This is a genomic window from Chryseobacterium lineare, assembly GCF_977014045.1.
Genome location: NZ_CDRNIQ010000001.1, coordinates 2,212,283 through 2,224,947, shown reverse-complemented (window position 1 = coordinate 2,224,947; position 12,665 = coordinate 2,212,283). Strand labels below are relative to the sequence as shown.

General features: G+C 34.4%; 15 protein-coding genes and 1 riboswitch. Of the genes, 4 read left to right on the top strand and 11 right to left on the bottom strand.

What is annotated here, in order from left to right:
- Window positions 1-40 precede the first annotated feature (40 nt).
- Together ACWNCI_RS09755 and ACWNCI_RS09750 are read left to right on the top strand one after the other, a co-directional pair.
- A complete protein-coding gene (locus ACWNCI_RS09755; protein ID WP_346984502.1) occupies window positions 41-643 on the top strand; it encodes a MarC family protein in 603 nt (200 codons plus the stop codon).
- Window positions 644-647: 4 nt separating this feature from the next.
- Entirely contained in the window at window positions 648-842 is a 195-nt protein-coding gene (locus tag ACWNCI_RS09750; protein ID WP_042721560.1) for a hypothetical protein, read from the top strand.
- Window positions 843-916: 74 nt separating this feature from the next.
- On the opposite strand, the gene ACWNCI_RS09745 is transcribed toward ACWNCI_RS09750, so the two are convergent.
- The 8 genes from ACWNCI_RS09745 to ACWNCI_RS09710 all read right to left on the bottom strand — a co-directional run bounded on the left by ACWNCI_RS09745 (window position 917) and on the right by ACWNCI_RS09710 (window position 8,649).
- Complete coding sequence (locus ACWNCI_RS09745; protein WP_449388146.1) at window positions 917-1,891, bottom strand: chorismate-binding protein; 975 nt, start codon at window positions 1,889-1,891, stop codon at window positions 917-919.
- 19 nt (window positions 1,892-1,910) lie between these two features.
- On the bottom strand, window positions 1,911-2,804 hold the full coding sequence (locus ACWNCI_RS09740) for a hypothetical protein (RefSeq protein WP_449388145.1): 894 nt from the start codon (window positions 2,802-2,804) through the stop codon (window positions 1,911-1,913).
- 11 nt (window positions 2,805-2,815) lie between these two features.
- A complete protein-coding gene (locus ACWNCI_RS09735) occupies window positions 2,816-3,931 on the bottom strand; it encodes an RNA polymerase sigma factor (protein WP_449388144.1) in 1,116 nt (371 codons plus the stop codon).
- Window positions 3,932-3,938: 7 nt separating this feature from the next.
- Entirely contained in the window at window positions 3,939-5,000 is a 1,062-nt protein-coding gene (locus ACWNCI_RS09730; RefSeq protein WP_449388143.1) for a hypothetical protein, read from the bottom strand.
- Between the two features lie 97 nt (window positions 5,001-5,097).
- Complete coding sequence (locus ACWNCI_RS09725; protein ID WP_449389489.1) at window positions 5,098-5,526, bottom strand: PaaI family thioesterase; 429 nt, start codon at window positions 5,524-5,526, stop codon at window positions 5,098-5,100.
- Window positions 5,527-5,673: 147 nt separating this feature from the next.
- Window positions 5,674-6,270 carry a 1-acyl-sn-glycerol-3-phosphate acyltransferase gene (locus ACWNCI_RS09720; RefSeq protein ID WP_449388142.1) on the bottom strand — a complete coding sequence of 199 codons (597 nt, stop codon included), beginning with the start codon at window positions 6,268-6,270 and terminating at the stop codon, window positions 5,674-5,676.
- A gap of 315 nt (window positions 6,271-6,585) precedes the next feature.
- A complete protein-coding gene (locus ACWNCI_RS09715) occupies window positions 6,586-8,307 on the bottom strand; it encodes a PspC domain-containing protein (RefSeq protein ID WP_449388141.1) in 1,722 nt (573 codons plus the stop codon).
- A 12-nt stretch (window positions 8,308-8,319) separates the two neighbouring features.
- Window positions 8,320-8,649 carry a PadR family transcriptional regulator gene (locus ACWNCI_RS09710; RefSeq protein ID WP_042722030.1) on the bottom strand — a complete coding sequence of 110 codons (330 nt, stop codon included), beginning with the start codon at window positions 8,647-8,649 and terminating at the stop codon, window positions 8,320-8,322.
- 343 nt (window positions 8,650-8,992) lie between these two features.
- Here ACWNCI_RS09710 and ACWNCI_RS09705 point away from each other — a divergent pair, with 343 nt between their 5' ends.
- Both ACWNCI_RS09705 and ACWNCI_RS09700 read left to right on the top strand, forming a co-directional pair.
- Window positions 8,993-9,682: an XAC2610-related protein gene (locus ACWNCI_RS09705; RefSeq protein ID WP_449388140.1), complete on the top strand. Its 690-nt coding sequence runs from the start codon at window positions 8,993-8,995 to the stop codon at window positions 9,680-9,682.
- A gap of 2 nt (window positions 9,683-9,684) precedes the next feature.
- Window positions 9,685-10,275, top strand: coding sequence for an HD domain-containing protein (locus ACWNCI_RS09700; RefSeq protein ID WP_449388139.1), 591 nt, complete (start codon window positions 9,685-9,687; stop codon window positions 10,273-10,275).
- A 54-nt stretch (window positions 10,276-10,329) separates the two neighbouring features.
- Here ACWNCI_RS09700 and ACWNCI_RS09695 read toward each other — a convergent pair whose 3' ends face one another.
- The 3 genes from ACWNCI_RS09695 to ACWNCI_RS09685 form a co-directional block, all read right to left on the bottom strand.
- Complete coding sequence (locus ACWNCI_RS09695; protein ID WP_449388138.1) at window positions 10,330-10,713, bottom strand: acyl-CoA thioesterase; 384 nt, start codon at window positions 10,711-10,713, stop codon at window positions 10,330-10,332.
- Between the two features lie 109 nt (window positions 10,714-10,822).
- Window positions 10,823-11,001: riboswitch (cobalamin riboswitch) on the bottom strand.
- Between the two features lie 63 nt (window positions 11,002-11,064).
- On the bottom strand, window positions 11,065-11,865 hold the full coding sequence (locus ACWNCI_RS09690) for a hypothetical protein (protein WP_449388137.1): 801 nt from the start codon (window positions 11,863-11,865) through the stop codon (window positions 11,065-11,067).
- Window positions 11,866-11,895: 30 nt separating this feature from the next.
- Window positions 11,896-12,558, bottom strand: coding sequence for an ATP-binding cassette domain-containing protein (locus ACWNCI_RS09685; protein WP_449388136.1), 663 nt, complete (start codon window positions 12,556-12,558; stop codon window positions 11,896-11,898).
- Window positions 12,559-12,665: the final 107 nt, after the last annotated feature.

Here is a 12,665-nt window from a genome sequence, read left to right as displayed (position 1 = left end):
TTTATTTTCATATTTTTGCGAAATTAATAATTGTAATGGCATGGAGATTTTCAATGATTTTTCTTTAAAAGAAGTCGTAACCTGTTTTATGGTTCTTTTTGCTGTGATAGACATCATAGGATCAATTCCTATTATTGTCAGTCTGCAACAGAAATTCGGAAAGATCGAAGCAGAAAGAGCAACGATTACGGCAGGTCTGATTATGCTTGTTTTCCTTTTTGTAGGAAATAAAATTCTGAAATTTATCGGGGTCGATGTCAATTCTTTTGCCATAGCAGGGGCTTTCGTTATTTTCATCATCGCCTTGGAAATGATTTTGGGTATTGAAATTAATAAAACTTCTGAAGCAAGAGCAGCATCTATCGTTCCTATTGCATTTCCATTGGTGGCCGGAGCCGGAACATTAACGACCACATTGTCATTAAAAGCTGAATTTCACGATATTAATATCATTTTTGGAATTATTCTCAATACAATTTTCGTATATTTGGTGCTGAAATCTGCAGACTGGCTGGAGAAGAGAATAGGAGATGCTACCTTGGCAATCCTGCAAAAAGTTTTCGGGATCATTCTGTTGGCAATTTCAATCAAATTATTTACCGCAAATTTTGCCCAATTGGTGCAGACATATATTAATTTTTAGAATCATGCAGAAGTTTTATAAAGTATTTTTAGTAGTGTTTATCGTTTTCATCGCAATCAATCTTTATGCGCTGGACTGGCAATCTGATATGTTGTCAGAAGATAATTCGAAGTTTGTATTTTCAGCAGCATCGGCTGTGATTGGCCTTATTTTACTTTTTGTAATGAATACATGGAGTAAGATTGGTGTTAAAAAATAATAGTATATCAATATCTATACAAACCTCTTTCTATCCGGAAGAGGTTTTTTATTTCTAAAAAAAATCCTGAAATTTTATTTGTCGATTATCACAAGATTTTTCAAAATAGCCTCTGATTTCAATTCTGTTTCTCTCCATTCTTTTTCAGGGCTGCTTTGTGCTGTAATTCCTCCTCCTACGAATATATGAACGGAATCCTGATAAAGTTTACAACATCTTAGATTAACAAAATAAAAGATATTCTCTTCACTTTCAATTTTGATATATCCTGCGTAAAGTTCTCTCGGAAATTTCTCCAGCTCACGGATTTTCTCTTTACAGAAATCTTTCGGAATGCCGCAGACTGCAGGAGTAGGATGCAGTTGCTGAATAATTTCATCCAGATCTTCAGGTTTTATTTTAGCATTAAAATCTGTTCTGAGATGTTTAATATTTCCTGATATATGATCATATGTTGCAGACTCTTTCGAGTCCTCAGAATAATTTTTAAGAATATTCCGGATGTATTCTGTGACAGGTTTTTGTTCTTCAATTTCCTTTTCAGACCAGCTTTCTGAAACAGGAAGTGTACCTGCAAGACTCATAGTTTCAAAATGGTGAGTCTTTTTATTGAATTTTCCTAAAACCTCAGAAAATGCTCCCATCCATGAATTTTCTTCATTAATAAAAATATATCTGAACGCATTTGAATATGACTGGCAAAGGTTTTCAAAACTTTTTTTAAGATCAATTTCACGGAAGTCCGTAAATATTTTCCTTCTTGAATACACTAGTTTCGGAAGCTTATTTTCGTTGATCACCTGAATAACTTGCTGTAGATTTTTTAAATATTCAGTCTTTGTTTCAGCAGTATATTGATTGTTGTCTTTTGGTAATGATGTATTTGAAATCGATTCATGATTCAGGGGTTCATGATTTACTTTGACAATTTTTCCAGTACACTCTATTTTTTCTGATCCTTCGAACGGGTAAAAAATAATATGTTTTTCATCATGGTTTTGATCTGTAGAATAGAGATTCTCGTCGAATGGAAGTTTAAAATAAATCATTTATAATGCTTTTCAAAGATCAGCGTCCGGAAATAATATAGGAAATTCCAAAGTTGATTTTTCTTTCTACAAAGGTATTATTCGTCTGAAAAATGTCAAAATCAAATGAGCTGTTTTTTAAGGAAATATTCTTCATATCATATTGCTGATATTCTAAAGATAAAAGGAAATTTCTAAAAAATCTATACTGAAGTCCAAATGAAAATCCAAAGCGGGTCTGAGTACTTTTAAAGTCATCCATTTTTGTCAGAACATTATTTTCAGGAACCAGAAACTGCATTTTATAAGTATTGTGATTAACGAGAATTCCTGCAAATGGACGCAGGTTTTTCCATTCATATAGCAATTTGAGATGTAGCGTGTAGTCGAAATGTTTATTGTTAAATCTTTGAAAAAGCAACGGTTGATGATCTTCGGTAAAATAAAATCCGTTCAGAATGCTGTCGTCTTTATTAGCATCAATATCAATGGTTGAATTCCAATGGTAAACGTTCGCTGAAAACAATATAGATGTCCGGGTAAGTATATTTTTGGAAATCCAGATGCCCAGATTTTCTCCAAACTGGGGTTTATCTGATGAAACAGCTTTAGCCCAGTCACTATATTTCAAGCCAATTCCTGCTTCAATGCCGTATTCAAAAGTGTTGATTTTCTGTCTCCTGATTCTGTTTTTTGCTCTTTGCTTTTCAAGTTCTTCTTTAAAAATATTCCGGACGAAAAATTTTTCTTCTATTTTCGGTGACTGAAAGATCAGATCATTAAATTTGAAATGTACAGGTTTCATCAGATAAACAGTGTCATAGACAACAACATTTTCATAGACATATACAGTGTCTACTTTTTTCCGCCTCTGAGCCAGGGAAAAACTTATGAATAATATAAAAAAAAGAAAAAATATTTTTCTTAAAATCATGTCTGACAAATTTATCTTTCTATAAATATCGTATCTCTTCTGACGATTTTTTTCACTACAATGACTTTTTGAGATGTTTCATTGAGAGAATCTTTAATCATTATTTTTTTACTGTTCTTTTTTGTGGCAATGCTTTTCTGCTCATCTGTTTTCTGTTGTGTAGCCAAGATCTTTTTATCTTCATTCATCGTAAGTTTATTTTCTGTATTATGATTTGGCAAAGAAACGGTTGTTTTCTGATCTGTTTTTCCGGCTGTCTTTCCTATTGGAGTTCCTGTTATATTTTCCTGACTCTTCATTTCTACGGATGATGTGGATAAAGGATTTTTTACAGATAAATTATTCTGATGATTGATCAAAAACAGTGAAGTTATGATAATGATCAGAAAAGTAACTCCGATCACTATTTTATTTTTTAAAGATTTGTTGGTGGATAGGATCAATACGCTGCCAGTTTTTATATCTGAAGGAATCTGTAATTTTTTAGAAGGAGATATTTTAAACTCGGCAAATTTGCTTTGAAATGTTTGTGCCCAAAGTAACCCGCCAAGCCCGAAAATAACGAGCAGTTGTGCTATTTTATTTTTCGGCGTATTTTGATTGACAAAATTATTTAATAAGTAGTTCTGAACCGATTTTTTTGCTCTCAGGAGATGAGATTTTGAGGTGTTTACTGTAATTCCCAATAGTCCGGAAATTTCAGCATGTGTATGATTTTCAATAAAATATAAATTGAAAACAGATTTATGATGGGGCGGAAGATTGTCGATGGACGACAGAAGTTCTTCATTGGTGAAATCGTAAATGAAGATATTTTTTTCTTCCCAATTAGGATGATCCATTTCTGTATAGGTATCTGGAATTTCTGATGGTTCTGTAGGGACAAATGTATCTTTGCTATGTTTACGGATATGCTGCAAAGCATTGTTGACGACAATTTTTTTGAGCCATGCAAACAGTGCTTTTTCATCATTCAGCTGATGATTTTTTTGAATTGCCGTGATGAAACTATCCTGCACAATATCCTCAGCAGTATAAATATCCTGTATATATCTGCGGCAAATCCCCAAAAGTTTTGGGGATAAACCTGAATAAATTTTGTTCCAGTCCGGCTTTATTTTAGACATAGTTTTTTTAGTTTTCTACAACATAAATGGAATTAAATGTTGAGGTGTAGTTTACAGTTCCGTTTTGTGTACCGCTTATACTTTGTGCTTCCACGCCATTGATAAATACTTTACCAAGATACGTATTATTTGGGGTGCTATATTTTATCATAAATACATTATTGTTGAAAACAAATAAATCCTGGATAGAAGTTAAAGAAGAAAAACCTGTACTGACGATACTGTTGTTTTTAAAGTATTCGTTCCCCTGGTTGTAATAGGTTGTGTAAAGGTCGTTGGTTTGCGGATCAGAAATAATCTTTCCATAGAAAGGTAAGCTTATTGTGTAATCTCCAATCAGTGTTTCTGTATTTGACAACACATTTTTGGAGTAATATTTTGCATTCTTCTGGAAAAGAATGTGCAATCCGTTATTATTTTTAGCAAAGTTGAATACATAATTAGGATTTCCTAACGAATTGAAAGTCGTATTTTTAAAATATCCCCGGTCGGTATTTTGATTATTGTCAACAATAAGAGCCGATACATAAATATCTGATCCGTTGATGAAAACTCCTTCAGCAGAATCGATGTATTGACTTTTGTGAAGTATAGTCTTTACACCGTTTTTCCAATAACAAAGCTCGTATCTCTGAGTTGGAGTGGCTGGTATTAGATTTTCAACATATCCTGCAAAATAAATATCTCCATTATTAACTGCAAACGCAGTAATATCATTCTGTGCCGTAGAGGGAATTCCCAAATACTGCTTAATCTCGTTCTTAGTATTATTTTTCCAGAAATAATGTATGGATTTAAACGATGTCGGCGTCATTCCGATACTTCCCGTTACATAGACATTGCTGTTTTCCACCTTGATTTCCAAAGGTGATAAATTGTCTCCTCCGGTAAGGTCGGTTTTTACATTGTTTTTCCAATAGCAGGCTTTGCTGTTTTCTCTTCCTGCAATATAAACGTCGTAAGACTGTGGAATCGTACCTGCTGTTTCATCATTAACGGTTCCAGTGTTACTACAGGAATTCAGTATCGATAGAATAGATACAAAAAAGGGTAAAAATAGTTTTTTCATAGAAAATTGTTTTTAAGTTTCTATTACTAAGATGCACTATCCTGAAAAGGTTGCAGTAAAAAAATAAAAAAAGCTCAATTTTTTTGAGCTTCTGTATTTATCTTTTGATAATCGTATTGGTCATGGTTGTATGGCTTATCAGCTGTTCTTTCTCATCCCTGATCTCAATTTCGGAAACGTGCATTGTTTTTCCTTTTCGGATAAACCTTGCCACCGCGGTTACCAATCCGTCTTTTTTGCTTCTTAAATGATTGGTATTGATATTTGTTCCGACTCCGAAATATTTTTCACCATCAATAAAGATATTCGACAGGCTGGAACCCATGGTCTCTGCCAGAACGCAGCTTGCTCCCCCGTGCATAATCCCGAAAGGCTGATGAATTCTCGGTAAAACCGGCATTGTTGCTTTTAATGTTTCATTTTCAACATCAATATCGATAAATTTTATCTCAAGGGTTTTTGCAAATGTTTCTTCGCCCCAATTGTTGATGAATTCTAATATTTCTTCCTTCGTTTTATCTTTAATGTACATATTAGTATAAGTGATGATTGATGAATGATTGTTATGAGTTACAATTATGAATAACAAAAAAAATAATTTTGCTAACTGCTAACTGCTAACTGCTAACTGCTAACTGCTAACTGCTAACTGCTAACTGCTAACTGCTAACTGCTAACTGCTAACTGCTACATCATTTCCCATAATATTAGGGTTCCAGTTTCCGGGAACTTTCGGCACAATATCATTTTTGATGTAATATTCCTGAATTTCGGTCATGATATCAGTGAAGGAAGCTGTTTCTATTCTTTCGTAGGGAATGGTGTAACCGAGGTAAACTATTTTTCTTTTAAAATCTCCTGCAGCAAGAACAATAGGAACTTTTGCTGCCAGCGCCATATGATAAAAACCTTTTCTCCATTTTGGAACCCAGCTTCTTGTTCCTTCAGGAGTGATAACGAGACTGAAATCATCTTTTGCGAATTGTTTTGCTACGAAATTTACCAGGTCATTCTTCTGACTTCTGTCGATCCCAATCCCGCCAAGAGCTTTTACCAAGCCGCCGTACCATGCTTTGGTGTGCGCGTCTTTGATGATTATTTTTAATGGCTTATTCAGAGACCAGTAGGCTAGATTTCCCAAGATATATTCCATGTTGTGGGTATGAGGTGCCACCACCAGAATACATCTGTTAAGATTGTTCGCATCGCCCTGCAAAACAACTTTCCATCCCATTAATTTTAATATTATTTTGCCCAGAAGCTTTTTCATATCATCTTAATTAAAAACAAAAAAGTATAACCAAAGTGGTTATACTTTTACAAATATATTGAAATATTATCGCTCTTAAAACAAACCGCTGATTAAATCTACGATTTTCATTACAATTTCTAATGCCAGTTGTATCATGATAATTTAATATTTTTTTGGTGTTCTTGGTTACTTTTTTATTACACAAATGTAAAGTATTTTATTTACATAGGGAACTAAATTTTAATTTTTTTAATTCTTTGTGAGAGAAGAAGGATGTGAATTTCAAACGGTTGTGTTATTCATTCACACCTTCTGCCACTCTCTGCAGTTTAGTTATTTAGTTTGTATGGAAATTTCGTTTTTACCTTCGTCTACTTTGAAGTCGATATTGGCTCCCTTCATCTTTTTGATGCTGTGTTTCATAGAATCAATTACTTTATCTGCCTGGTTGCTCGGAACTTTTTTTCCGTTTACAATAATGCTGTCTTCATCATCAGAATTGTATTCTATAGTAGATCCGTTTACTGTGATTTTATTTTTTTCGATTTTGATTTTTCCATCTTCGTCTCTTTCCTGGTCACTGTCGTTGATTCCGTCTGCATTCAGATCTCCGTCGAAACTGATTCCGTCATTTTTTACAGGAATAACCACTGTTTTTAAAGGAAGTACCAATTCGTAATCGATGCTGTAATCTCTGAATCTGTGTTCATAAGGATATTTAATGTAGTTTGGAAGAATAATTTTATTATTAACCACTTCTACAGGAACATTTACATTCAACGGAAGATTATATCCTTTGGCTTCTTTTTTAATGATGAGATAAGGAGTTTTAATGTCAGCTTTTCTTGTTACATCCATGTGAATCCAATCTTTCTCATATACCGAGATTTTATCAGAATAAATATCATCGTCATATCCTTTAAAGTTTTGAGGAATGGTAACCTGCTTGTAATCAATATAAATACTGTCTGAATTGGTGTTGATAGAAACTTCCTCAGTATCTTCTTTGTGGCCTTTCAGGAACATTTCCTTTTTAGCCATGCTGAATCCGAAATAAGCACCCAAAGAGATTAATGCAAGGAATAATGCTCCGATTACCCAGCCTGTGTTTCTTAATTTTGTTTTAGGCGAAATTAATTTAATACTTAATAATCCGAATAACATGGCAGGCAATAAACTTCCTAAAGTGATCAGTGCCATGATAACATATTTCATATTGTCGTTATCGAAATAGAAATTCATTTCGCTCACAGGAGGGAAGTCGCTGTCTGCTCCCATGAAACCGAATACTACGAATACACCGATCAGGCATGATAAAGACATAAATGCGAAGATTCCTCCTAAGATATATCGTACAACATTCCACAATCCGCTTCCTGCGTTGTTGATGTAAGGTTTGTTTTCGATATAGATTTCTCCGACCCTCTGAGTAGATTCGTTGGCAAACTGTACCAATTTGTTAGACTCATTCTTAAGATTGTCGAAGTTCATAGGCTTTCCCTTCATTTTCAGGAAATCTGCTGCAGTTTCTGCTTTTGGTAATACCGCCCAAAGGATCACATAAAGTAAGAAAACCAGAGTTGATGATACGGCTGCTGTAAAAATTCCTAAGATGAAGATTCCTAACCAGATAGCTCTCATTGCAGTAATGTCCATGCCTACGTAATGAGCAAGACCTGCACAAACCCCTGCGATTTTCTGTCTTTCAGGGTCACGGAACAACTGTTTTTTATCAGAATATTCAGTTCCTGCATTACCTGTTTTTTTGGTGTTCTTTTCAGAATAATACGCTTCTTCCTGTTCTTCTATTTTTTCAGGGCTTCCGATCTGTGCGATTACTCTTTCTACATCAGAATCGTTGATTACTTCACGTTTTGCCATAGAGTCTTTAAAGATTTCTACCATTCTGATTTCTATATCGTGCATTACCTCGTCTGCTTCAGAAGCATCCAGAGAGCTTCTCAGTGCGTTCAGATAATCGCTTAGCTTTATATATGCGTGTTCTTCTATAGTGAAAGAAAAACCTGCGAGTCCTATTGAGAGTGTTTTGTTCATAGCTTTGTTTTTTTAAGGTTTTTGAGTGATTTGGTTGACTGAATTTGTTAATTCGTTCCAGGTATTCTGAAGTTCATCTAAAAACAGTTTACCTTTTTCAGTGATCTGGTAGTATTTTCTTGGGGGGCCTCCTGTAGATTCTTCCCATCGGTACGAAAGAAACTCGCCGTTTTTTAATCTTGTTAAAAGAGGGTAGAGTGTTCCTTCCACTACATCCAGTTTTCCTTTTTTCAGCTCATCGATTAAATCGGAAACATACATTTCGCGATGATTGATGAGACTTAAAATACAGAATTCCAGAATCCCTTTTCGCATTTGCGCTTTGGTATTTTCAGTATTCATCTTTAATAAGTTTTGTTAATTAGTTATATCAATTTCGAAATCCGGACCCTAGCTAGACGATCCTATTTCGATTTTACATTACAAAGATATGTAATTAAAATGGTATTATGCAATACAAAGTAGTAAAATTATTTTATTGAATTACTTAAGTTATTGATAATCAATTATATTATTTTTATTGTAAAATTTTTGTCATGTAATAATTTCTTTAAATTGAATCGTTTTTTTGAATTCTGAATGGTTTTTATTGGAAATCATCATCAAATTATAGAATGAGTTTCAAATCAAAACTGTTATTTTTGTAATAAATTGAAGAAATTGTTTTTAAAACTAAAATGCACATATGATACGGTCAAAATTTTTATTACTGTTCCTATTTCCCTTTATCAGTATTCCGGCCCAGCATCAATTTCAGATCAGTGACGGATCTGCTAACTATAATGTTAAAATAAATGTTGAAACATGCAGTAAAGAAGAATGTCGGGGCAAAGCAACAATAGACTTGTATGATAAGAAAACATCAAAATTTTTTCAGACGCTGAAGTCCGCTGATCTTAATTTTTATCTAAATGAAAACGAGAAGCCAACTGTAAACGTCATCCAGTTATACAATGAGCAAAGTCCGCTGATTTTTGATGATTTTAATTTCGACGGAACGGAAGATCTTGCCATCAGAAACGGAAATGAAAGTGGCTACGGAGGTCCGTCTTATGATGTTTATGTTTACAATATTACAAGAAAACAATTTGTGATTAGTGATGAATTAACAGCACTCGCCCATGAAAATCTGAGAATGTTTAATACAGATTCTGAAAGAAAAAGATTGATTACCTATTCAAAATCAGGCTGCTGCTGGCATTTAACAACCGAATATACTGTTTTACCACAAAGAGGACTTTTTAAAGTCTATGAACTCGAAGAAGATGCAACAGGCGGAGAAAAAGTAAAGGTTACAAAAAAGGAATTTATTGATGATAAATGGATTACGAATGCTAAAACCTATCCGATAAACGAATATTATAAAGAAAATTAATAATGAAGATTCAAAAAGAGATCGATTTTATTCTGGCCGTAGATGCCCTGAAAAATGTACAGAGAAGAAACTTTAATGCCGATGATTCCAGAAGGGAAAATACCGCAGAGCATTCATGGCAGATTATCATCCTTGCACAGATTCTCTTTCCTTATGCTAAAAACAGGGCAGATATCGATTTGCTGAGGGTTATCAGAATGCTTTCTATTCATGACCTGGTAGAAATTGAAGCCGGAGATACCTTTTTATTTGATGAAGCGGCAATGGTTGGGAAATTTGAAAGAGAAAAGATTGCTGCTCAAAAGGTTTTCGGGATTTTAGACGAGCCGCTAAGATCCGAATTTTTCAATCTTTGGCTGGAATTTGAAGAAGAGCAAACGCCGGATGCTATTTTTGCCTGCGCGATCGACCGGATCATGCCTTTTATCCTGAATTCTCATACTTCTGGAAAAAGCTGGACGGAAGCTGGGGTTACCGAAAAACAAATCAGGAATATGTTAGAGAATGCGATCAGCAGAGCATCTGATGAATTGGGAGAGGCGTTTCAATTACTCTTACTTAAAAATCTGGAAACTGAAAAGGTATTGAAGTAAATTTTAAATCAGTGTGATAAAAAGAGGTTCGGCGGCCAAAGGCCGCCGAACCTCTTATAGTATTTGAATTGGTTTTTTAAATTCATCAATCGCTACAAAAGTAAAATCTCCCACGATAGCTCTTTCCCTTTCATACGAATACATTTGCTCAGTATAGATTTCCACATTTACTTTCATACTTGTATTTCCTACATGAACGACCTTTCCAATCAGTTCTACGATAGTTCCGGCTGGAATGGATCTTTTAAAATCAATTTTATCGCTGCTTACGGTTACAACACGTTTTCTTGCAAATCTTGTGGCTGCAATGAACGCAACCTCATCCATGAGCTGCATGGCAGTACCTCCGAAAAGTGTATCGTAATGATTGGTGGTATTGGGGAAAACGGCTTTAAAAATTCTGGTTTCTGATGCTTTAATTCTTTCTTCTGTAGTCATATTTCATTATTAATTAAAGCGAAATGAAATGTTTCGGAACAACAGAAAACAACAGAGAAGAAAATCTCTGAACATCCATTAGATCAACAAACTTCAAATCGCGAAAGTTTTTATTGTGAAGAAAAAGGCAGGTCTCCTGACTTGTAACATCTTTATTTCCTTCCCGTATCTGTACAGTGGATTTTTTAATAAAGACTTCAGTTACTTACAGTTGCGCGACAGTTCGTGATTTTCACACGATTCCCTTTTAATCTGCAGTTAAGCAAAACCAATTTCCTGAAAAGATTAAGCATAAGTTTTTTAGCCAAAAGCAAATTCTTTTCGGCAGCAAAAATAGTGATTATTGGTGAATTATTCAGGATTTTTGTAAATGATCTGGCTTTGAACTTTCCCCTGTTTGATGGTCCAGATCGTGGTATACCTGTTTTCGCCGGAACCGTTGATCATATAGAGAAAAATATGATCGTTATCTATTGCTGTTACGCCCACATTGTTGAAATCCATCGTCGGCTGGAACATATTTTTGATAGCATCCCGTACAAATACAGAACCTCTTCCCGGCTGCTGAACCCTTACTGACTTTATTTCTGTCATTCCTTCAGGAATTTCTTTGCCGACTCCCCAGGCTTTTACTTTATCAACTTTAGTGATGTTTCCGTTAACATCTTTTTCCTGTTTTTTGATCTTCGCATAAGAAGGGTAGACGTCAATAATGACTTTCGTTCTCTGATTTCCCGGAATTTTAGGATTGGTATCATCTGTAAAGATCAGCGATTTACCGTTTTTCGATTTGGAAGGGGTGAATTGTGGCAGTTTATCCACGAAAACCACACGATTTTTATTCACCATTCCTTCTTTTGTAATGCTGTCGTATCGTACAAATGGTTTGTCGGTATCATCTTTTTCAGGGTACTTAATCCAGATCCATTCGGTTTCGCCGGGAGCAGGTTTTACGTAAATAAAAACATCACCGGTTTTCATGCGGATTTTATCAATAATTTTCCGGTAGTCATCTTTATGGACACGCACCATGGCATATCCTTCTTCAGCCTTTACGACACCGAAAGGAACTTTGTTCTGCCCTTTGGCAAAAGCCATAAAAAGAAAACTGAAAACGGATAAATACAATGTTTTTTTTACGGAAATCATCATGAAATTTTTTTGACAGTTCAAATATATAAATTAAATGCTTTTTGAAAGATAATTATAATACTGCAATTCTTTGAAATCTTTAATTTGCTTTAAATGCGTATTGGAAAGAAGATAAATTTCGTCCGAAATATCTAAAACTTCCATATAATGATGATCTGAAATAATAAAGCCTTTTTGTTCAGATTGCTCTTTGATGATCTTTTGCATTTCGGTTATGAGTTTGGGAGAAAGTCCGTTAAAAGGTTCATCCAGCAAAATAAATTTTGAATCGGAATGAATAATTAACAACGCTTCAACGATTTTTCTTTCGCCACCGGAAAGATTTCTGGAAGTTTCATTCAAAAAAGATTTGATGAGGTCTGACTCAAAAAGTTTTTCGGAATTTTTCTTATCACAAAAAAGCGGGATCAGATTTTTAATCTTCACATCCTTAGGAAGAAAAAAGCATTGAGGTAAATAAGCGATTCTGCTTTTTCTGTCAAATTGGTTTTGCAGAATTTTATCATCAACCCGAATGAACTGTGTTTCGCCTTTTAATGTTCCGGAGATAATCTTCAGCAAAGTTGATTTTCCTGTTCCGTTTCTGCCTAATAGTCCGATAATTTTTCCTGTTTTGCAGCTAATACAAATGTCCCTTAAAATTTTCTTGTCAGCAAAAGACTTTGTCACACTGTCAACATGTAATGTACTCATAAAAACTTTGTAAGAATGTTGATAAAAATGCTTAATGCAATAGTTGTGACCCAAAGAAATGCCCTTGAAAAACCAAAATTGGCGTAAAAATAATATTCATCTTTTAC

Bases quoted from the DNA above. Each gene is read 5' to 3' on its own strand.
- ACWNCI_RS09740 (WP_449388145.1), bottom strand. From the start codon at position 2,804: ATGATTTTAAGAAAAATATTTTTTCTTTTTTTTATATTATTCATAAGT.
- ACWNCI_RS09730 (WP_449388143.1), bottom strand. From the start codon at position 5,000: ATGAAAAAACTATTTTTACCCTTTTTTGTATCTATTCTATCGATACTG.
- ACWNCI_RS09735 (WP_449388144.1), bottom strand. From the start codon at position 3,931: ATGTCTAAAATAAAGCCGGACTGGAACAAAATTTATTCAGGTTTATCC.
- ACWNCI_RS09750 (WP_042721560.1), top strand. From the start codon at position 648: ATGCAGAAGTTTTATAAAGTATTTTTAGTAGTGTTTATCGTTTTCATC.
- ACWNCI_RS09755 (WP_346984502.1), top strand. From the start codon at position 41: ATGGAGATTTTCAATGATTTTTCTTTAAAAGAAGTCGTAACCTGTTTT.
- ACWNCI_RS09705 (WP_449388140.1), top strand. From the start codon at position 8,993: ATGATACGGTCAAAATTTTTATTACTGTTCCTATTTCCCTTTATCAGT.
- ACWNCI_RS09715 (WP_449388141.1), bottom strand. From the start codon at position 8,307: ATGAACAAAACACTCTCAATAGGACTCGCAGGTTTTTCTTTCACTATA.
- ACWNCI_RS09700 (WP_449388139.1), top strand. From the start codon at position 9,685: ATGAAGATTCAAAAAGAGATCGATTTTATTCTGGCCGTAGATGCCCTG.
- ACWNCI_RS09710 (WP_042722030.1), bottom strand. From the start codon at position 8,649: ATGAATACTGAAAATACCAAAGCGCAAATGCGAAAAGGGATTCTGGAA.
- ACWNCI_RS09695 (WP_449388138.1), bottom strand. From the start codon at position 10,713: ATGACTACAGAAGAAAGAATTAAAGCATCAGAAACCAGAATTTTTAAA.
- ACWNCI_RS09720 (WP_449388142.1), bottom strand. From the start codon at position 6,270: ATGAAAAAGCTTCTGGGCAAAATAATATTAAAATTAATGGGATGGAAA.
- ACWNCI_RS09745 (WP_449388146.1), bottom strand. From the start codon at position 1,891: ATGATTTATTTTAAACTTCCATTCGACGAGAATCTCTATTCTACAGAT.
- ACWNCI_RS09690 (WP_449388137.1), bottom strand. From the start codon at position 11,865: ATGATGATTTCCGTAAAAAAAACATTGTATTTATCCGTTTTCAGTTTT.
- ACWNCI_RS09685 (WP_449388136.1), bottom strand. From the start codon at position 12,558: ATGAGTACATTACATGTTGACAGTGTGACAAAGTCTTTTGCTGACAAG.